Source organism: Azospirillum sp. TSH58 (assembly GCF_003119115.1).
GTDB lineage: Bacteria > Pseudomonadota > Alphaproteobacteria > Azospirillales > Azospirillaceae > Azospirillum.
Map to the genome: position 1 here is coordinate 735,524 of NZ_CP022367.1, position 20,180 is coordinate 755,703.

Here is a 20,180-nt window from a genome sequence, read left to right on the forward strand (position 1 = left end):
GTTTGCGCGTGAGCGGAGGGGCGAGGGACTAACCTCATCCCCCCGCGGGGCGTCGCCCGCGGTGCCCCGCCCCGCCCTTGCCGGGCTTGCGGCCGGGCAGCGGGTGGTGGAATTGCGGGTGGCCGCCCTCCGCGCCGCTCTTCGCCTGCGGCTGTTGGCCGCGCGCGCCTTCGGGACGGCGCCCGCGCCGCTCGCCCTGCCGCTCCTCCACCCGCCCGGCATAGCAGGCGTCGCAGACCCGGAAGCGGTGGTTCGCCTTCAGCCGGGTGCCGCAGACCGGGCAGGCGCGGGCCAGCGAGCGTTCCGCCAGGGTCCGCTCGATGAAGGCGTTCAGCATGGCCCGGCGCTCCTGGCACAGGTCCATGTCCGGATAGGCGTCGGGGAAGCGGTAGGCCAGCCACGCGTAGGCGGTCAGCTCCTTCACCGCGCGCTCCGCCTTTTCCAGCTCCACGTCGGTGCCGACGCGGTGGTGGAAGCGTTCGGCGGCGTCGGGGGCGGAGTTGCGCACGCCCTTGCCCTGGTTGGTCGCCCACAGCGCCAGCAGGCGCAGGTTGTTCTGGTCGCGCACGTCGATCGGGCAGCGCGCCAGCATGTCGCGCACCGCCAGCGGCAGCTTCGCCCGGTCCACCGCGGCGGCGGCCTGGATGCGCTGCTCCAGGTCGGTCATGCGGAAGGTCTGGTTGGCGCGCAGCAGCTCCTGTCCGGCGGTGCGCAGCACCTTGGCGAGGCTGTCGGTGTCCAGCTCCCGCGCGATGGCCTCGACATGGGTCAGGTTGGGGCTGATCCAGGCCCGCGGGTCCTCGGGCGGCACCGGCGGGGTGGTCAGCGCCCGGCGCACCGGGTTGATGTTTTCCCCCTCCAGCACCGCGACGCGGCCCTCCTCATGCATGCCGAAGCGCCCGGCCCGCCCGCCGATCTGGCGGATTTCGGAGGAATTCAGCTCGCGTTCCTCCCGCCCGTCATACTTGCGGGTGGTGGACAGCACGACGCGGGCGACCGGCAGGTTCAGCCCCATGCCGATGGCGTCGGTCGCCACCAGCACGTCGGCCGTGCCGTCGCGGAAGCGCCGCGCCTCGGCCCGCCGCACCTCCGGCGACAGGGCGCCGTAGATCACCGCCACGGTGTGGTCGCGGGCCAGCAGCTCGCGGCGCAGCCCCATCACGTCCTTGCGCGAGAAGGCGATCACCGCGTCGCCGCGGCGGACGTTCTCCAGCGGCACCCGCTCCTCCTGCACGCGCAGCGGCGACTTGCGGGTGAACTCCACGACCTCCAGCTCCTCCCCCAGCGCGGTGGCGAGGCGCTGCACGTAGGGGATGGCGTCGGCGGAGCCGGTCATCAGGATTTCCGGGGCGGCCACGCCGGCCACCGCCTGGGTCCAGGCCCAGCCGCGGTCGGGATCGCCGATCATCTGGATCTCGTCGATGACGCAGGCGCCCCAGACCTTGGACGTGTTGACCATCTCGATGGTCGAGGAGGTGAAGGAGGCGCCGGGCCGCACGTCGCGCTCCTCGCCGGTCACCAGGCTGCACGCCCGCCCGCGCGTCTCCAGCGCCTCCTGCCCCTCCAGCGCCAGCAGGCGCAGCGGGGCGAGGTAGCAGCCGCTCTGCGCCTCGGCCAGCCGGTCCATGGCGGCGTGGGTCTTGCCGGAGTTGGTCGGGCCGACGAACAGCCGCAGCTTGCGCACCATGGCGCGGGCCGTGGCGAAGCTGTCCAGATAGACGCCGAGGCCGGAGGCGTTCTCCAGCCGCTCCCGCCGGACCTTCAGGCCGGCGCGGGCGGCGGCGGTGGAGAAGGCCTCCTCCAGCGCGTCCAGCAGGGTCTGCAGGCGCGGGATGCGCCCGCCGAAGCCGATCACCCGGCCCAGCTCGTCGGCGAAGCCCTTGGGCCGCCACGCCTCGCCAAAGCCGGCGGCGCGCTGCGTCATCGAGGCGAACCAGCCGTCGACCCGACCGCGCGCCTTCTCAATGGCGGAGGAGGACAGGCAGGCCGCCTTGACCCGCTTGCCCAGCGCCTTCGCCTGCGGGCGGCCGAAGCCCTCCTCCGCGGTCATCAGGCCCCAGAGGTCCGCCTCGATGTCGGGCAGGGGGCCGAGCGCCACGCGGAACCGCAGCTTCAGCTTCCGGTCGGTTCCGGGAACGACCACCTCGTGGACGACGGCGACCGACCAGCGGGCCGGGGTGCTGTCGGCGTCCACCTCGATCCCGTCGCCGCGCACCACCGCGGCGATGGCGCGCAGCGCGTCGCGGCGGTCGAATTCGTCGGCCGTGCCTGGGGCCGTGCCCGGTTGGCGGGGAGTGGTTTCGTCGTTGCTCATGGACTGGTCTTCTTCCGTCGCCGGCCCCGGAGAGATCGGCCTGTGGATTCAAGGAACTGGCTGGGGCTGGCGGTCTTAGGGGGCTTCGCCGGATCACGAACAGTGCCGCGCCGCGGGGCGGACGCCCACCCCCTATTCTGCACACCGGCACCCCACGGGCGTACCTATATGGTCGGAGCCGTATGATAGGGCAAGCCGATTCCGGGGTTCCCCCGGCGTGGCCGGGCTAATTCGCCTGAACTTTCCCCTCTCCCATCCCACCGCTGCGAAAAAGGGGCGGTGCCGGCCACATCATTCCCTGTTGTCCGGCGGTCGCGTCGAAAGGGGTACCCGGTAACGGTCTCACCGGCTGCCCCCAATCGAAAGTGTTAGCAAGCAATATCGTCTTACTGCACCGCAAACCGTCGGGCATCATCGTTGCACAGACAACGTAACCGTCGTCGCTTCGCAGATTTGGTTAGGAGATGTGCATGCCGACCCCTCGTGACGTCCTGGCACTGATCGAGAGAATACGGTGTATTTCTTGCGAGGACGAGCGCCATGCATTGATAAAGACATTGTCAGCCGTCGAGCGTCCGACCATCCTGTCGTTCCTCAACGCTCACGGCGTGAACCTCTGCGCGGGGTCCTCCGCCGCGTGGTCGGCCTTCCGCGCCTCCGACGTCCTGTTGCGGGACGGGGTGGCGTTGGAGGTCGCCCTGCCGTGGCTCGACCAGCCGGTCGGGCTGAACATGAACGGCACCGACTTCATCCCGCTTCTCCTCCGCCACCTGTCGCCCCGTCGGGTCGCCGTCTACGGCACCGCGGCGCCCTGGCTGGACGAGGGGATCGAGCGGCTGAAGGAGCGGACCCCGCACGACTATGTCGATGCCCAGCACGGGTTCCATTCCGTGGAGCATTACATCGCCCGTGCGCGGGAGCTTCAGCCCGACGTCATCATCCTGGCCATGGGCATGCCCCGCCAGGAGGAGGTCGCGGTGCAGCTCAAGCGCGCGCTGGACCATAAGGTGCTGATCGTCAACGGCGGCGCCATCATCGATTTCCTCGCCGGGCGCTTCACCCGGGCCCCCGCCGCCGTCCAGCGCATCGGGCTGGAATGGGCGTTCCGGCTGGTCCAGGAGCCCCGCCGCCTGTTTCGCCGCTATTGCGTCGGCGCTTTCGGCTTCGCCCACACCGTCATGCTTATGCGCCGTGCCGCCATGCGTTCGTCCAGCGCCCCTGCACCAGCGCCCATGCATAAGGAGCTTTGAGTCGTGGAAAATCTGCCCCAAGTCAACCATGGCGGCCATCACGGCGGTCCGCCGGCTCCGGTTCCGGCATGGCCCGCCGCCCCCGGCCCGTCCCGGCGCAGCGAGTTCGAATCCCAGACCCCGTCCATGGGTCCCGACTTCCGCTTCATCCTGCGCGTGCTGGGCAGCCACAAGTGGCTGATCATGGCCATCGTGGTGGTGCTGACCGGCCTGTCGGCCCTGGGCGTCTCCACGCTCAAGGACCAGTACACCTCCGAAGCGCTTCTGCTGGTCGACAACCGGCAGGTCCGCGTCGTCCGCGAGGTCGAGCAGGTGGTGGGCGCGATCCCCACCGAGGACGCGGCGATCCTGAGCGAGATCGAGATCCTGAAGTCGCCCCAGGTGCTGAACCAGGTGGTGAACGATCTCCGGCTCGCCCAGCATCCGGAATTCAACCCGCCGGCGCAGGAGGACGAGACGCTCCCGCTCGTCGAGCGCGCGGTGGCCTACGGCCGCGGCGTCGCCGACCGCTTCTGGGACGGCGCCCCGCCGGCCCCGGTCGCCTGGCTGCTGAGCCACGGCGACGAGGTGGCGCAGGACATCCGGGCGCGCGAGGCGCACGCGGCGCTGGGCAACGACCAGATCATCGCGCGCATCCACCGCAAGCTGGACGTCGCCATCGTCGGCCGATCGCGCGTGATCCAGGTGCGCTTCACCTCCAAGGAGCCGCAGCTGAGCCGCGACGTGGTGGACGGCATCGTCCGCCGCTACATGGAAACCCGCCAGCAGATGGACCGCGACCTGTCGACCAGCGCGATCTCCTGGCTGCAGGACCGCATCGTCCTGCTGCGCCGCGAGGTGGCCGAGGCCGACTCCAAGGTCGAGGAGGCCCGCGTCAAGGGCGGCCTGCTGAAGGGCGGCACCGGCCTGATGGCCCAGAACGAGCTTGAGCAGACCCGCCTGCGCCTGAGCGAGGCGTCGGCCATCCGCGCCCGCTCGGTCGCCCAGGCCGACACGCTGGAGCGCAACCTGAAGGCCGGCAACTGGAACGCCATCGGCGGCAGCATCGCCTCCCCGGTCGTCGCCCAGCTCCGCGCCACGGTCGCCGCCATCTCCACGGAAATGGCCCAGCTCTCCCGCCAGTACGGTCCGAAGCACCCGCGCATCGTCGAGCTTCAGGGCCGCCTGAACGAGGCCAACTCCTCGCTCCAGCAGGAAATCCGCCGCGAGATCAACGGCGTCCGCGAGGCCGCCCAGGTCGCGGTGGAGCAGGAGACCGCGCTGCGCTCCATGATCACCCGCATGGAGGGCAGCTACGCCACCATGCAGGAGCAGGCCATCCCGCTGCGCACCCTGGAATCCGAGGCGACCGCCAAGCGCCAGCTTCTCGACAGCCTGCTGGGCCGTCTGGAAGAGGTCGAGGCCCAGAAGGACAGCCGCGCCTTCCCGGCCGCCGTCAAGCTGGTCTCCGCGCCGCAGGTGCCGCACGAGCCGTCGGGTCCCTTCCGCGTCCTGCTGCTGCTGGCCGGCTTCGTCGCCGCCCTCGCGCTGGCCGTCTTCAGCGTCTTCGGCCTGGAGCTTCTCCAGCGCCGCATCCACACCCCGGACGCCGTGCGCCGCATCCTGGGCGTCGGCACCGTCCACATCGTGCCGCACCACAGCGACCGCGGGGCCAAGGGCCGGCTCTACAAGATCTTCCAGCGCCACCCCTTCTCGCTGTTCAGCGAATCCCTGCGCGCCCTGTTCCGCAACCATCTGTCGGATCTCGGCCCGGTCGGCGCTCTGGCGGTGACCTCGGCCCGCCCGCAGGACGGCAAGACCTCGCTGACGCTCGCCGTCGCCCAGGTGGCCAGCCAGGCCGGCCGCCGGGTGGTGGTGGTGGACACCGACTTCCGCCGCTCCCGCATGGAAGGGCTGTTCGACCTGTCCACCAAGAAGGGCCTGTCGGACTGGATCTCCGGTGACGCCACGCTGGACGAGATCGTCCACACCTCCGACGACGTGCCCTTCGCCATGGTTCCGGCGGGCAAGCTGAACCCGATGACGCTGGACCGCTTCAACGTCGATAGCCTGGTGCAGCTGATGGCCGGCCTGTCGCCCAGCTTCGATCTGGTGGTGTTCGACACCGCCCCGGCGCTGGCCGTGTCGGACGCCCGCATCGTCTGCGGTGCCGCCTCCAAGGTGCTGTTCGTCACCCGCTGGGGCCACACCACGGCGAGCGACCTGAACGCGGTGGCCGACCTCGGTCCGATCGACCACAGCAAGTTCGTCTGCGTGATGACCGACGTGAACCTGAAGAAGGCCGCCAGCAAGGGCTACCAGGGTCCGTACAACAGCTACGTCGCCACGCGGAAATACTACGGCGACCAGACCCTGCGCGCCGCGCCGTAAGCGACGCCAAGCCCTTCTCCCCTCCGGGGAGAAGGGTATGGGATGAGGGGGCGGCCGCAGGCCGACCACGCTCGCTCATTGCAGTGCGTGGACGCCCTGACGGGCGCCCCCTCACCCTAACCCTCTCCCCAGGGGGGCGAGGGAATTTTCATTCCAAACCACACGAGGCCCGACGCCCATGGCCCAGACCTCGCCAAAAACCACCTCGCCAAAAACCTTTTCCTTCACGCGCCGGGACGCGCTGCGCGCCGCCGCCGCCGCCGCGGTGCTGGCAAGCTGCAAGGCCGCCGCCGGACCCGCCGTCGCCGAGGCGGCGTCCGTTGCGGCGGTGCCCAATCCCACCCTGCGTGACGCCTGCCGGGCCGCCGGCATCCTCCACGGCGCCGCCCGCGACCATCTGATCGAGCCGGAAGACCCCATGCTCGACACGCTGATGGCGCGGGAATGCGACGTGGTGACGCCCGAGAACGGCGGCAAATGGGCCGTCTTCCAGCCGCAGGAGGGCAACTTCGACTGGGGCCGCTTCGACGCCGGGGTCGAGCTGGCCCGCCGCATCGGCGCCAAGCCCAACTGGCACTGCGCCCTGTGGCAGCACATGGGCATGCCCGACTACATGACGCTGCCGGCGAGCCGCCAGCGCGCGCTGGGCATCGGCGAGAGCGCCTATTTCTCGGCGGACGGCACGCTGTCCGAGGACAATTACTGGCCGCGCTTCACCGCCATGGTCGCGGCGGTCAAGCAGCGCTACGGCGACAGCTTCTACCGCATCGACGTGATGAACGAGGCCTTCTTCTGGGAGACCGAGCGCAGCCACCCGCAGGAGCAGGACCGCTACGGCTTCCGCAAGGGCATGTGGTGGGTGGTGGCCGGCGGCGCCAAGGGGCCGGAGTGGCTCGACCCCTTCTTCCATCACATCCGCAAGGAATTCCCCTCCGCCAAGCTGGTCATCAACGAGTTCGGTATCGAGATCGACGAGGGCTGGCAGCAGCGCAAGCGCGCCTACTTCCAGACCTGGCTGACCGACGCGGTCAAGCGCGGCGTGCCGATCGACGGGGTGGGGCTGCAAAGCCACCTGATGGCCGGCAAGCCCTACGACCGCGAGGGCATGAAGGGCTTCCTGCGGGCCATGGACCGGCTGGGCCTGCCCATCCACGTCACCGAGTTCGACGTGAACGAGAAGCATCTGCCGCGTTCCTGGTCGCGGGCGGAGAAGGACCGCGCCATGGCCTTCCTGGCCGGGCAGTATCTGGGCGACATCGCCGGCAACGCCCGGCTGGCCGAGCTGTGCTGGTGGCACCTGCGCTCCGACCTGAACTACATCTCCCGCGAGATGCCGGAGCTGAAGCCCCACCCGTCCCCCTACGACGCGGCGTCGCGCCCGCTGCCGCTGTACGAGGCGTCGGTGCAGGCGCTGCGCGGGCGCAACCGGTCGGGGTGAGGCGGATCAGGGCGAATCCGGCCGGGAGGCGGTGCGGTACCCCTTCCGGCTCCCCTACCCCGCCCGATCGCGCGGTCCGATCCGCCGTCCGCGCCTGTAAGGATTTCCGACGGCGCCCTTAGATTATCGGAACAGCGGCGTTTCTCCCAACGAGGTGATCTGTGGACACGTTGACGTCGGATGAGCTGGTCGCCCGCTACAAGCGGAAGTTCGGTCTGGCCCCGAACTACCCCCTCAGCGAAACCATGGTCCGCCAGCATTGGGACCTGGAACGCCAGCTCGCCCGCGAGCTGCTGGACTCCCGCCGCGAAGAGCGCTGGACGGTGTTCGAGCGGAACTACACCACCCTCTACAGCGCGTGCCCCTGGCTGAACGACGCGGTGGACACGGCGGCGCAGAACGACGAGCTGGACTTCCGCCATTTCCTGACGCTGCTCAAGGGCGCGCGGGACGTCTACGAGGTCGGGTCGGGCAAGGGCCGGCTGCTCAGCTATCTCGCCCGCCACGGCCACCGCTGCGTCGCCACCGAGATCACCCGCGAGCGCGGGGAGCGCTGGACGGACGAGCGCTCCAACGTGACGTGGCGCTGCTGCGACGGCGTCAACCTCGCCGAGTTCGAGCCGCGCGGCCATTACGACGCCGTCGTCTCCACCCACGTCATCGAGCATCTCCACCCCGAGGACGTGTCCGTGCACCTGTCCAACGTGCACGCCATCCTGAAGCCGGGCGGGCGCTACGTGCTCAGCATGCCGCACAAGCACGCCGGGCCGATGGACCTGTCGGAGGTCTTCGGGCTGGACGAGCCGATCTGCATGCATCTGCGCGAATACACCTGGAGCGAGACCGAGCGCGCGCTGCGCGAGGCCGGCTTCACCCGGATGGAGGCCGTCTACATCGCCCCGATGGCGGTCCGCAAGCGCCTGCCCATCCATGGCTCCGGTGCCGGCTATCTGGCTTATGTGAAGGCCGTGGAATCCTTCATGGGGGCGATGCCGTTAACCCTGCGGCGCAAGCTCGGCAAGCTCGGCCAGCTCTACCTGTTCCGCCCGGAGGTCTTCATGGTGGCTCACAAAAGTCACGAGGGCTGATTCAACGGCTTCCGGAAACCTTTCTGTAACAAGACTTTACACTTTCTCCTCGCCGTGGCGGCAAGGTCCCACTGTGGCGCGGAAACCGCAGCAAAGGCGGATTTTCGCGCCCCATTCTTTTCACAGCCTGTCGTGGCTTTTGAGTCGCATTTCCCTAAAATCCGAAATACCTCGTTAACCAATTGGGCGTCACCTTTCCTCCACCGAAAATGGAGAGAGGTTACTTCCAATGGCAACGACCACCACGGGTCTCGTCGACACGACCTTCGTCGTCAACGCCTCGGGGCAGGCTGCCGGCGGGATCTGGCCGCAGTTCCGGCTGCTCCTGGATGGTGTCAACCTCGGCCAGGCGACGGTCAGCTCGACCAGCGCCGGCCGTTACACCTTCAAGGCCCAGGTCGCACCGGATCAGGCGCACAAGGTTCAGATCGTCTACTTCAACGACGGCTATGTGAACGGGCAGGACCGCAACCTGCTCGTCAAGTCGCTGGAAGTGAACGGCAAGCCCGTCGCCTCCACCAGCTCGCTGGTCAGCTACGACCGCAGCGCCTCCGACGGCAAGGACGTGATTCCCGGCCAGGAAGGCATGTGGTGGGACGGTTCGCTCGATTTCGCCCTGACCAAGGACTATTTCCCGGTCCCGACGCCGCCGGCCCCCGCCGGCAACACCCAGGTCATCCTGAACCTGCAGGGCAACGCCGCCGCCGGCGTCAACGCGCATTTCAATCTGCTGATCGACGGCAAGAAGGTCGGTGAGGGCATGGCCGGCGCCTCGGCCAAGGACTACGCCTTCTCGATCAACGCCACGGCGGATCAGGCGCACAAGGTCCAGATCCAGTACGACAACGACGCCACGGTGAACGGCCAGGACCGCAACCTGCTGGTCAACAAGATCACCATCAACGGCAAGTCGGTCATGCCCACCGACAGCAACGTCACCTATGACAAGGGCGCGCTCGACGGCAAGGACGTGGTGAAGGGCCAGTCCGGCATGTGGTGGAACGGCACGCTGGTGGTCGACGCCGACAAGAGCTTCTTCCCCGGCTCCTCCAACCCGACCAACCCCACCACCCCGCCGGCCCCCACCCCGACCAAGCCGACCCTGTCGGTCAGCGACGTCTCGGTTACCGAGCCGACCGGCAAGACCACCGGCATCGCGCCGGGCTTCCTGCACACCGATGGCGGCCAGATCATGGACAGCAGCGGCAAGGCCGTGAAGCTGACCGGCGTGAACTGGTTCGGGGCCGAGGGCTACGCCTTCGCGCCGCAGGGGCTGTGGATGGACAGCTACCAGAGCCACATGAACCAGATGAAGGATCTGGGCTTCAACACCATCCGCCTGCCCTACTCCGACGCGATGCTCGACAACGGCCGCATGCCGACCGGCATCGACTATTCGAAGAACCCCGACCTGCGCGGCAAGACCTCGCTGGAGGTCTTCGACAAGATCATCGACTACGCCGACAAGATCGGCATGAAGATCATCCTCGACCACCACCGCTCCGGCGACGGCGCGTCGGCCAACGAGAACGGGCTCTGGTACACCAGCCAGTACCCGGAATCGAAGATGATCGAGAACTGGAAGATGCTGGCGACCCGTTACAAGGGCAACGACGCCGTCATCGGCGCCGACCTGCACAACGAGCCGCACAACCCGGCCACCTGGGGCGACGGCGGCCCGAACGACTGGGCCCGCGCCGCGGAGCGCATCGGCAACGCCATCCAGTCGGTCAACAAGGACTGGCTGCTGATCGTCGAGGGCATCGAGACCTATCAGAACCAGTGGTACTGGTGGGGCGGCAACCTGCTCGGCGAGAAGAACTACGAGGTCAAGTTCAACGAGCCCGGCAAGCTGGTCTACTCGGTCCACGACTACGGCCCGTCGCTCTACATGATGGACTGGTTCAAGGCCGGCAACTTCCCGAACAACATGCCGGCGAAGTGGGACCAGATGTGGGGCCACTTCATCCAGAACGACGAGACCCCGATCCTGGTCGGCGAGTTCGGCAGCCGCATGGAAACCGCCATCGACAAGGCGTGGATGCCCAAGCTGATCCAGTACATGAACGGCGACTGGAACGGTGACGGCAAGATCGACCTCGCCGCGGGCCAGCAGGGTGCGAGCTGGACCTACTGGGCCTGGAGCCCCGGTTCGGGCGACACCGGCGGCATCATGAACGACAGCTGGAAGGTGGACTACAACAAGTACAACGCCATCAAGCCCGGCCTGTACAGCAGCACCGCCGCCAGCCCGGTCACCACCGACGCCGTGTTCACGGTGAAGCTGTCCCAGGCCTACAACCAGACGGTGACGGTGGACTACGCCACGGCGGACGGCACGGCCAAGGCCGGTTCGGACTATCTGGCGACCAGCGGCAAGCTGACCTTCGCCGCCGGCGAGACCACCAAGACGGTCGCCGTCAAGGTGCTGAGCGACGACGTGGTCGAGGGCGTCGAGACCTTCAACCTGAAGCTCTCCAACCCGACGCAGGCGACCATCGCCGACGGGACCGGCATCGGCACCATCAACCCGCCGGGCTCCGCCCAGGCCCTGTCGGCGGACCTGCTGGCGCACAGCCTGGCCCAGGACACGGCGACGGTGCAGTCGGTGGGCGTGCAGTCCGCGCTCGACCTGTCGTCGGTCGACTTCTCGCACATGATGACGGTGGACGCCGTGAACCTGCTGCTCGAGCATCAGGCCGCGTAACGACCGCGAAAGCGGACCATGCGAACGGGCCGGCGGAGCGATCCGCCGGCCCGTTCCTTTTTCAGGGCACGCGCTCTCAGGACGCCGATTGCAGGCGGCGGACGCGGCCCAGCAGCAGCTTGCCCAGCAGCGCCCGGCCCGCCGACCCCATGCCCGGCCCGAACACCGCCGCGGCCAGGAACACCAGCACCAGCAGCACCTTCTCGGCGGTGAAGGCCGGATCGACCTCGGTGCCGAACAGGTACCAGCCCGCCGCGTAGGCGAAGCCCGCCGGCACGAGGATCCAGCCGATCCGCACGGCGTTCAGCGGCAGTTCGTCGCGGCAGATGCGGCGGCGCACCGTCTCGGTCAGGACGATCTGGAAGACCTCGCGCCCGAGATTGGCCAGCGCGGCGCCGAGCAGGCCCCACTGCCAGACCAGCGCCAGGGCCAGCGCCGATCCCACCGCGAGGCTGGCCGCGGAGATCCAGGGCAGCACGCCGACGCGCTTGGCCTTCAGGATCGCCACCTCCGGATTCATCCGCACCCCGTGCAGCACATAGGCCAGCACCAGGAAGGGCATGCTGGTCAGCACCGGCGTGTAGTCGGCGGACGCGATCAGCCAGAGGATCTCCGGCGCGGTCAGCGCCAGCCCCAGCCCGGCCCCGGTCAGCAGGACGACGAACAGGTGGAAGACGAAGTCCGCCTGGGCGTGGTCCGCGGCACCATGCTGCGCCTCCAGCCGGCTGACCGACCAGATCTGCAGGAAGGAGGCGGTCAGGAACATGAAGAGGATCTGCGACAGCCGCATCCCGAAGGCGAACAGGCCCACCGCCGCCGTGGACAGCAGGATGTTCAGCAGCCAGCGCGAGACGAAGTTGTTGGCGATGTCCAGCAGCGACTGCGGCGCGTAGGGCAGCCCCAGCGCCGCCACCCGCTTCAGGATCGGGAAGGAGAAGGAGAAGCCGGTGTCCTTCAGGATCGCCGCCACGAGCAGGAGGCCGAGCGCCAGGAAGGACGCGCCGTTCGCCAGGAAGATGCCCTCCACCCCGAGGCCGAGCGCCCACAGGAACAGCAGGTTGAAGGCGAGCAGGGCCACCACCTTGGCCAGCGACACCAGCAGGCACAGGCCCGACCGCTTGCGCGCCCGGTAATAGGCCAGCGCCAGCTCGAACAGGGTGGTCAGGGCGACGCCGGCCAGGGCGATCGCCATCACCGCCGCATGGCCGGTGTCGCCGAACATCGCCCAGCTTCCCGCCATGCCCAGCGGCCAGGCCAGCCCGACCATGGCCACCGACGTGCCGACCACCGCCAGCAGGCAGGTGCTGGCGACGCGACGCCGGTCGCTTTCCTCGGCGTGTTCGAAATAGACGGCGGTGAAGGCGTTGTTCATGCCGATCATCAGCATGACCGCCAGCAGATCGGCGACCACCACCACCAGCGCGTAGACGCCGAATTCGGAAGGGCTGAGAAGCCGGGTGTAGAGCGGCAGGAGCAGAAGCCCGGCAGCCCGGTTCACCACGTTGGCCAGCATGAACAGCCAACCGTGTTTCAAGATCGTCGCTGCTTCGGACGCCATCAGGAACTCCGCCTAGAACTCCGGTGGGGCGGCATTGCCGCACCCGCGAACGCAATTCCGATGATTGGAACCGGACCGGGACGTTTCAATTTCGCGTTGGTGCCGTCACGCTGTTCTTCAGGCTTATCCCCATGAAGGCGCGTCGGCGACGTCCCCGCCCCCACGCTAACCCTCCCCCGCTGGCGCAGGGGAGGGGACTGCCGCCGCTTCGCAGAAGGCACCCTCCCCTGCGTCAGCGGGGGAGGGCCGGGGTGGAAGCAATCGGCCGAACCACCCGGCAGACAACCCGCCCAGCCTGCGAGGGCACATCACCGCGATCAACGGGGCGTTGGAGACACCGTCTCACCCGGAATCGCCCGGCGGATTCTTATGGGATACGTCCACGCCATCGCCTCGGCGGGACGGGCAGACCAACCCGGAGCAATCCGCCGCCACCCGGCGCCGCACCCGACCATAGGGGACAGGGAACATCCCCCGAATACCCCCAATTTGCGGGAAGAAAAGGGGTAGCCGGGGACCGGCGGTGGCAGCGCCGCCACCGATCCGGATGATCCGGACGAAGTCACCCGCTTTCCTTAATCTCTTCAAACTCACCCCACTGAAACCATCCAGCATGTAAGGGGTATCGCCGCTGGCGGAGGAAGCCTCTTGTGATTTGTTGATTGACGGCAGCCTTTATCCTAATTCGTGGAGAACAGCGCAACCTCCTGATCTGTCTGCACAGAGGCAAGGCAAGCGCTGATATTTGTGTGTCTTTCGGAACACAGGAAGACTCAAAGAAAAAGCTGATGAGAGACCGTCTTACGCTGCGGCGCGTTAGGTCAGGCGCGAGGCGGATGACATTCCGTTTCACACATAAATGGGACCTGCGATGAGCAAACTCGACCCAGAAGCGGTCATCAATCTGGCCCCGGTGAAGAAGACGGCCATGCCGACGGTGGGACCCGGGCTGCTGTTGGCGCTGTCCGACGGCTTCATGCTCGCCCTGCTCGGCTGGACGCTCATCCAACTGTTCGGAAGCGACACCCTGACCGCGGAAGCGGATCTGTCGCAGCGCGCCCTGGTCACCGGCCTGATGCTGGTGCCGCTGGTGAAATCGGTCTTCGGAATTTATTCGCTGGGCCGCTTCGACTATCTGGAGCGGACCCGCCGCACCTTCCAGGCGGCCCTGCTGTCGGTCGCCGTGCTGGCCGTGCCCTTCATCGTGATGGACGGCTTCCGCTCCTTCTTCGTCGAGGCTCTGTCGGTCGCCCTCATCGGCTTCGCGATCACCTACGCTGCCGACCTGCTGCTGGTGCACGGCCTGATGGCCAGCGCGCTGAACTGGCGCACCCCGGTGGTCATCGTCGGCGCCGGCCCGCAGGGGGCGGCCATCGCGGAGAAGCTGCAGCGCCTGCCCTGGCTGGGGATGCGCCCGGTCTGCTTCTTCGACGACGACGACACGCTGTGGCAGACCCGCGTCGCCAACCTGCCGGTGGTCGGCTCGACCGACCTGCTCGCCAAGTCCCCGGCCTACGCCCAGCAGGCCCAGGCCGCCATCGTCGCCGACATCGGGCGCCACAAGAAGGAGCTGACGGCGCTCGTCGAGCGGCTGCCCTTCAAGCAGGTCTACTGCCTGCTGGGCGAGGGCAACGTCAGCGCGGTGGACGCCACCTACCACAACCTGCACGGCTCGCTGGCGCTGCGCGTCTCGGTGCGCCCGCCGACCAGCTACCTGCGCATCCGCCGCGCCCTGGACATCCTGCTGTCGGGCCTCCTGCTGGTGGCGGTGGCGCCGCTGATGCTGGGCATCGCCGCGGCGATCCGGCTGGACAGCCCCGGCCCGGTCATGTTCCGCCAGAAGCGCTGGGCCGGCGGCGACAAGACCTTCGACGTGCTGAAGTTCCGCTCGATGCACATCAACGCGGAGGAGCATCTCCAGCGCCTGCTGGAGAATGACCCGAAGATGCGCGAAGAGTACATGACCTACCACAAGCTGACCTACGACCCGCGCATCACCCCGGTCGGCCGCTTCCTGCGCAAGACCTCGCTCGACGAGCTGCCGCAGCTGGTGAACATCCTGATGGGCGACATGAGCCTGATCGGCCCGCGCGCCTACATGCCGAAGGAACTGCCGGAGGTCGGCGCCTCGGCCGAGGTCATCGGCTCCGTCCGTCCGGGCCTGACCGGCTACTGGCAGGTGTCGGGGCGCCACCGCACCACCTTCCAGGAACGCGTCGCCATGGACGTCTTCTACGTCCGCAACTGCGGCCTGCTGTTCGACTTCTACATCCTGTGCAAGACGGCGGTGATCGTCCTCAAGGGCGACGGGTCATGACCCTGCGGCGCTCCATCCAGGCCCCTCTTCCCACGCGGGAGAGGGGCCTTCCCTTTTCTGGGCTCCGTTCGGGATCCGGGCCGCATATGCCCTGCGGGACCCGCAAGATCGGGGTGGATGGCCCAGCCGGAGGTAGCCCCGACGGGGATGGCCTCCTTCGGCCTAATGCCTCCGCCCGGCTACAGGTCCGGGCATCGGGTTGGCATCTTCAGAAAACGATGCGGTGCGCCCGTCATGGGCGTTCACTGCCATAGCAGCCCTTTTCACCGGAACAGCGGCCCCATGAAAGTCCTCGAAGTTCTGGAAAAGAGCATCACCGTCTTCTGCATCGTCTCGTTCGGCGGGTCGGTGCTCCCGGCGCTGCTGACCGGCGGCGGCGCGACCGATCCGGACGCGCCGGGCGCGGTGATCTACTTCATGGCCGTCTACGTCATGATCCTGGGCCTGATCGCGCTGCGGCCCAGCCTGGCCTTCCGCATCCCGACGGGAAGCCCGGCGGTGTCGCTGATCGTGGCGCTGGCCTTCCTGTCGGCCCTGTGGTCGATCTACCCGGACGTGACGCTGCGCCGCGCGGTGGCCTTCCTGTTCACCACCGCCTTCGCCGTCTACCTGGCCCTGCGCTACACCTTCCCGGAAATCGTCCGGATGCTGGCGACGGGCCTGTCGATCCTGATGGTGCTGTCCTACGTCTCGGTCTTCGCCATGCCGGCGGTCGGTCTCGACCACGAGCAGCATGTCGGCGCCTGGAAGGGCATCTTCTGGCAGAAGAACGTGACGGGCCGCATGATGGTCTGGCTGGTGCTCTGCCTGCTCTGGCTCGACTGGACCCGCGAGGGCAAGCGCTGGGTGGTCCGCCCGCTGCTGCTGATGGCCCTGCTGCTGATCGTGATGAGCCGGTCGGGCACCGGTCTGGTCACCTCGATCCTGGTCGCCGGCCTGCTGCTGGTCAGCGGCTTCGTGCGCGGCGGCATCCGCAGCTTCGCGCCGGCCATGGCCTTCGTCCTGCTGGTCGCGGTGGTCGGCATCACCAGCGGCACGACCTTCTGGCACGACATCCTCTACATGCTGGGCCGCGACCCGACGCTGACCGGGCGCACGGTGCTGTGGGAGCACACGCTGATGTCGATCCAGGACCGCTTCCTGCTCGGCTGGGGCTACGGCGCCTACTGGTACGGGGCCTACGGGCCGGGCAGCACCTTCACCCAGGGCTGGGGCATCAACTCCGCCCACAACGGGTGGATGGAGGCGTGGCTCGACCTCGGCCTGCCCGGCGTGATCCTGACGGCGATGCTGATGGGCCGGCTGCTGATCCAGGGCTTCGGCGCCATCCGCTACAGCGGGAACCGCGCCGAGCCCGCCTGGATCTTCACCGTCGGCTGCGCCCTGCTGCTGATCTCGGTGTCGGAAAGCGTGTTCCTGGAACGCCACTCCCTGAACTGGATCGTGCTGGTGATCGCGGTGACCCGCCTCGTGCAGCGCCGCCGCTGGGCGAAGATGCAGGCCCGGATCGAGGACCAGCAGCAGAACGCCCATGCCGCCTACGCCAGTTCCTCCCCCTACGGAACCTCCTACGGCGGGCCGCCGGCCGCCGGTTGGAGCGGTCCGGTCCGGCCCGGCTGACGGAAAGGAGCCACCGCATGTTCCGCCCCCCGAATTCTCCGTCGCGACAGAAGGTAGTGTCATGACGCCGCCGCAAGAGACGGGCCCGCAAGAGATGGCCCCGCAAGAGATGGCCCCGCAAGAGATGGTCACCGTCGTCATTCCCACCCGCAACCGGCCGGACATGGTCGCGCGGGCCGTGGAAAGCGCCCTGGGGCAGACCTACGCCCCGCTCGAGGTGGTCGTCGTCATCGACGGACCCGACCCCGCCACCGAGGAGCGCCTGCGGGCGTTCGGCGATCCCCGGCTGACCGTGATCGCGCTGGAACAGAACCGCGGCGCCGCCGGCGCCCGCAATCTGGGCGTGGAGCGCGCGAAGGGCGCCTGGATCGCCTTCCTCGACGACGACGACGAATGGATGCCGGGCAAGATCGCCCTGCAGATGGCCGCCCGCCCGCCCGGCGTGCGCTACCCGATCATGAGCTGCCGCTGCAAGGTGGTGACGGCCCGCGGCGACTTCGAATGGCCGCGGCGCCTGTGCACCCCGCGGGACCGGATCGGCGACTACCTGTTCGTCCGCCACGGGCTGTTCAAGGGCGAGACCTTCGCCCCCACCACCACCCTGCTGGCGCCGAAGGCGCTGCTCCAGCGCCAGCCGATCCCCAAGTCGGCCTTCGACGACTGGGAGTGGCTGATCTCCTGCGGGCAGATCGAAAGCTGCGCCCTGGTGACGGTGCCGGAGGTGCTGGCGATCCATTACACGGAATCGGACCGCATCACCCTGTCCACCTGCCACAACATCGACATGGCCCTGAACTGGGCGGAGTCGGTGCGGCCCAAGCTGTCGCCCCGCGCCTACGCCAGCCTGCTGCTGCAGGCCACCGGCGGGGAACAGGCGGCGCGCACCCCGGCGGTGCGCAAGCGCATCCTGAAATCGGCGCTGCGGGACGGCGCGCCGACCCCGATGGCGCTGACCACCTTCCTGATGCATTCGCTGATGCCGGTCGGGCTGCGGCGCCGACTGCGTCAGGCCATCTTCTCGGCTCCCGGCGCGGCGTGAGGTCAGAATGGGTTTGATCGACAGGGGTTTCCGTCGCAAGAAGGCGTCCCGCGCCTGCATTGTCTTCGCCACCCCCGGCGCGCTCGACGGCGGCGGGGGGATCGGGCGGATGACGGGCTACATCGTCGACGCCTTCCAGAACAGTCCCGCCGCCCCGGACACCGTGGTGCTCGACACCCGCGGCACCGGCAGCGCCCTGCTGTCGCCGGTCTATCTGGCCGGCACGCTGGCGCGGCTGGGCGCCATGATGCTGCGGCACCGCCCGTCGGTCGTGCACATCAACGTGTCGGAGAACGCCAGCGTCTGGCGCAAGGCGGTGGTCCAGCTCTTCGCCGGGCTGTTCTCCTGCCCCACGGTCGTGCATCTGCACGGCGCGTCCTTCATGGAGTATTTCGACAAGGGGCCGGTGTCCCGCGCGATCAGCCGCTGGCTGTTCGACCGCTGCGGCATCGCGCTGGTGCTGGGCGAGAGCTGGCGGAACTTCCTGGTGCAGTCGGTCGGAACGGACCCGCACAAGGTGCGCGTGCTCTACAACGCCGTGCCGGACATCGGCGCCGACCTGCCGGTGCGCGCCGCGCCGCCGGAGGGAGCGATCGTGTCGCTCCTGGTGCTCGCCAACCTGTCGGAGCGCAAGGGCATCGGCACGCTGCTGCGTTCCTGCCGGCTGATGAAGGACCAGGGCTTCCGCTTCCGGGTGACCATCGGCGGCGGCGGCGACGTCGAGGGCTACCGCCGCATGGCGGCGGAACTGGGCGTGGACGGCGAATGCCGGTTCGAGGGCTGGATCTCCCGCGAGCAGGCGCACGCCCATCTGCGCGATCACGACATGCTGCTTCTGCCCTCGACCCACGAGGGTCTGCCCATGGTGATCCTGGAGGCGCTGTCCACCGGCATGCCGGTCGTCACCACCCCGGTCGGCTCGATCCCGGAGGTGCTGACCGACGGGGAGACGGCGCGCATCGTCCCGGTCAACGACCCGGAGGCGCTGGCCCATGCGGTCCGCGACCTCGCCGCCCGGCCGGCGCTCTACGCGCGCCTGTCGGCGGAGGGGCGCCGGCTGTTCCTGGAGAAATTCGTCATCGAGTCCTACGGCCGCAGCCTTCAGGACATCTATGCGGAGCTGAACCGTCCCGACGCCGTTCGGCGCCCCTCGCTGGGGGCGCTGCCCGACGCCGCGGCGGCGAAGCCATCGCTGACCCGCGCGGGCCGACAGTAAGAACCCATTTTTCCGCGGGGTCCCTATTCCTTCCTCCCTGAAGCCTCGCGAGGGGAGCGCGACAGTCAGGAGCGGATATGATCTACATCGTTTCACCCGGCGGCACCCTCGAAAAGGGCGGCATGGGGCGAATCGTCGACAACTTCACGGCGGACTTAAGGGAAAACCGCCCCGACGTGAAGTTCGAGGTGATCGACAGCTACGGGCCGGACGCGAAATTCCACCTGATGCCCTTCTACTTCGCCGCCGCGATGCTGCGCCTGTTCGGCTGCTTCGTGACCGGCAAGGCCCAGCTCGTGCACATCCACATGGCCGAGTACGGCAGCGTTCTGCGCAAGGGGCTGATCGTCGCCATGGCTTCGCTGTTCCGGGTGCCGGTCGTGCTGCATCTGCACGGGGGCCGTTTTCCGAAGCATTACGAGGACGCCAAGCCGCTGTCCCGCTGGGCCATCCGCCACATGATGGAGATGACCAGCGAGGTGGTGGTGCTGGGCGAATACTGGCGCAACTGGGTGGTCACCACCTTCCCGGCCGTGCGCCGTACGACCCTTCTGCACAACGCCGTGCCGGGGCCGGAGACCATCCCGGAGCGCGCGGAGGACGGGCCGGTGCGCCTGCTGTTCCTCGGCCGCCTGATCAAGCTGAAGGGCATCGACGTCCTGCTGGACGCCCTGGCGTCGGAGGCCTGCCGCAGCCGCTCCTGGCAGCTGACCATCGCCGGCGACGGCGATCTGGAGACCTACCGCGCCCAGGCCAAGGCGCTTGGGCTTGAGGATCGTGTGCGCTTCACCGGCTGGCTCGACCAGACCGGCTGCCGCAAGGAGCTGGTGCAGGCCCATGTTCTGGTCCAGCCCTCCATGTTCGAAGGCCTGCCGATGTCGGTTCTGGAGGCCATGGCCAACGGCCTGACCATCGTCGCCACCCCGGTCGGCAGCGTGGGCGACGCCATCGCCGACGAGGAGACCGGCCTGCTGGTTCCGCCGGGCGACCGGGCGGCCCTGGCCGAGGCGCTGGCCCGCGTGATCGACGACGCGGAGCTGCGCCGCCGGCTGGGCCAGGGCGCCCGCCGCCGCTTCGAACGGCAGTTCGACATCGCCGTCTACCGCGAGCGCATCGTCGAGATCTACCGACGCAACGCCCGCGGCTGGATGTCCGAGCCGGCGCCCACGGCATCCATCGGGCCACGCCGGGCGCGCTCCGGCTGACGATCCCGCCGATCCGGGCCCGGTCCAGCACCGGGCCCGTCCTGCCATTCAACCGGTC

The 20,180-nt window shown here is 68.6% G+C and carries 12 protein-coding genes; 10 read left to right on the plus strand and 2 right to left on the minus strand.

Translation table 11 applies throughout. The features are described 5' to 3' along the window. Positions 1-34: 34 nt before the first annotated feature. A complete protein-coding gene (locus TSH58p_RS24975) occupies positions 35-2,314 on the minus strand; it encodes a helicase-related protein (RefSeq protein WP_109070980.1) in 2,280 nt (759 codons plus the stop codon). 557 nt (positions 2,315-2,871) lie between these two features. On the opposite strand from TSH58p_RS24975, the gene TSH58p_RS24985 reads away from it, so the two are divergent. The 5 genes from TSH58p_RS24985 (at position 2,872) to TSH58p_RS25005 (ending at position 11,167) form a co-directional block, all read left to right on the plus strand. After that, entirely contained in the window at positions 2,872-3,564 is a 693-nt protein-coding gene (locus TSH58p_RS24985) for a WecB/TagA/CpsF family glycosyltransferase (RefSeq protein ID WP_109070978.1), read from the plus strand. Positions 3,565-3,567: 3 nt separating this feature from the next. Further along, the gene (locus TSH58p_RS24990) at positions 3,568-5,934 is read left to right on the plus strand and encodes a polysaccharide biosynthesis tyrosine autokinase (protein WP_247874123.1); all 2,367 of its coding nucleotides are present in this window, start codon (positions 3,568-3,570) and stop codon (positions 5,932-5,934) included. Between the two features lie 178 nt (positions 5,935-6,112). Beyond that, the gene (locus TSH58p_RS24995) at positions 6,113-7,372 is read left to right on the plus strand and encodes an endo-1,4-beta-xylanase (RefSeq protein WP_109070976.1); all 1,260 of its coding nucleotides are present in this window, start codon (positions 6,113-6,115) and stop codon (positions 7,370-7,372) included. 161 nt (positions 7,373-7,533) lie between these two features. After that, positions 7,534-8,460 carry a bifunctional 2-polyprenyl-6-hydroxyphenol methylase/3-demethylubiquinol 3-O-methyltransferase UbiG gene (locus TSH58p_RS25000; protein WP_109070975.1) on the plus strand — a complete coding sequence of 309 codons (927 nt, stop codon included), beginning with the start codon at positions 7,534-7,536 and terminating at the stop codon, positions 8,458-8,460. A 229-nt stretch (positions 8,461-8,689) separates the two neighbouring features. Further along, on the plus strand, positions 8,690-11,167 hold the full coding sequence (locus TSH58p_RS25005; protein ID WP_109070974.1) for a cellulase family glycosylhydrolase: 2,478 nt from the start codon (positions 8,690-8,692) through the stop codon (positions 11,165-11,167). A gap of 76 nt (positions 11,168-11,243) precedes the next feature. Here TSH58p_RS25005 and TSH58p_RS25010 read toward each other — a convergent pair whose 3' ends face one another. Further along, positions 11,244-12,725: a lipopolysaccharide biosynthesis protein gene (locus TSH58p_RS25010; RefSeq protein WP_109070973.1), complete on the minus strand. Its 1,482-nt coding sequence runs from the start codon at positions 12,723-12,725 to the stop codon at positions 11,244-11,246. Between the two features lie 871 nt (positions 12,726-13,596). Between TSH58p_RS25010 and TSH58p_RS25015 the strand changes: the two genes are divergently transcribed. The 5 genes from TSH58p_RS25015 (at position 13,597) to TSH58p_RS25035 (ending at position 20,122) form a co-directional block, all read left to right on the plus strand. Next, positions 13,597-15,042, plus strand: coding sequence for an exopolysaccharide biosynthesis polyprenyl glycosylphosphotransferase (locus TSH58p_RS25015; protein ID WP_109070972.1), 1,446 nt, complete (start codon positions 13,597-13,599; stop codon positions 15,040-15,042). Between the two features lie 282 nt (positions 15,043-15,324). Next, the gene (locus tag TSH58p_RS25020; protein ID WP_109070971.1) at positions 15,325-16,662 is read left to right on the plus strand and encodes an O-antigen ligase; all 1,338 of its coding nucleotides are present in this window, start codon (positions 15,325-15,327) and stop codon (positions 16,660-16,662) included. A gap of 61 nt (positions 16,663-16,723) precedes the next feature. Further along, the gene (locus tag TSH58p_RS25025; protein WP_247874122.1) at positions 16,724-17,701 is read left to right on the plus strand and encodes a glycosyltransferase; all 978 of its coding nucleotides are present in this window, start codon (positions 16,724-16,726) and stop codon (positions 17,699-17,701) included. 7 nt (positions 17,702-17,708) lie between these two features. Then, a complete protein-coding gene (locus tag TSH58p_RS25030; protein WP_109070969.1) occupies positions 17,709-18,917 on the plus strand; it encodes a glycosyltransferase family 4 protein in 1,209 nt (402 codons plus the stop codon). 77 nt (positions 18,918-18,994) lie between these two features. Continuing rightward, positions 18,995-20,122: a glycosyltransferase family 4 protein gene (locus TSH58p_RS25035; RefSeq protein ID WP_109070968.1), complete on the plus strand. Its 1,128-nt coding sequence runs from the start codon at positions 18,995-18,997 to the stop codon at positions 20,120-20,122. The last annotated feature ends 58 nt before the right edge of the window (positions 20,123-20,180 follow it).

What these genes read in the sequence shown, in the direction of transcription:
- TSH58p_RS24975 (WP_109070980.1), bottom strand. Translation starts at nt 2,314, where the DNA reads ATGAGCAACGACGAAACCACTCCCCGCCAACCGGGCACGGCCCCAGGC.
- TSH58p_RS24995 (WP_109070976.1), top strand. Translation starts at nt 6,113, where the DNA reads ATGGCCCAGACCTCGCCAAAAACCACCTCGCCAAAAACCTTTTCCTTC.
- TSH58p_RS25005 (WP_109070974.1), top strand. Translation starts at nt 8,690, where the DNA reads ATGGCAACGACCACCACGGGTCTCGTCGACACGACCTTCGTCGTCAAC.
- TSH58p_RS25010 (WP_109070973.1), bottom strand. Translation starts at nt 12,725, where the DNA reads ATGGCGTCCGAAGCAGCGACGATCTTGAAACACGGTTGGCTGTTCATG.
- TSH58p_RS25015 (WP_109070972.1), top strand. Translation starts at nt 13,597, where the DNA reads ATGAGCAAACTCGACCCAGAAGCGGTCATCAATCTGGCCCCGGTGAAG.
- TSH58p_RS25020 (WP_109070971.1), top strand. Translation starts at nt 15,325, where the DNA reads ATGAAAGTCCTCGAAGTTCTGGAAAAGAGCATCACCGTCTTCTGCATC.
- TSH58p_RS25025 (WP_247874122.1), top strand. Translation starts at nt 16,724, where the DNA reads ATGACGCCGCCGCAAGAGACGGGCCCGCAAGAGATGGCCCCGCAAGAG.
- TSH58p_RS25030 (WP_109070969.1), top strand. Translation starts at nt 17,709, where the DNA reads ATGGGTTTGATCGACAGGGGTTTCCGTCGCAAGAAGGCGTCCCGCGCC.
- TSH58p_RS25035 (WP_109070968.1), top strand. Translation starts at nt 18,995, where the DNA reads ATGATCTACATCGTTTCACCCGGCGGCACCCTCGAAAAGGGCGGCATG.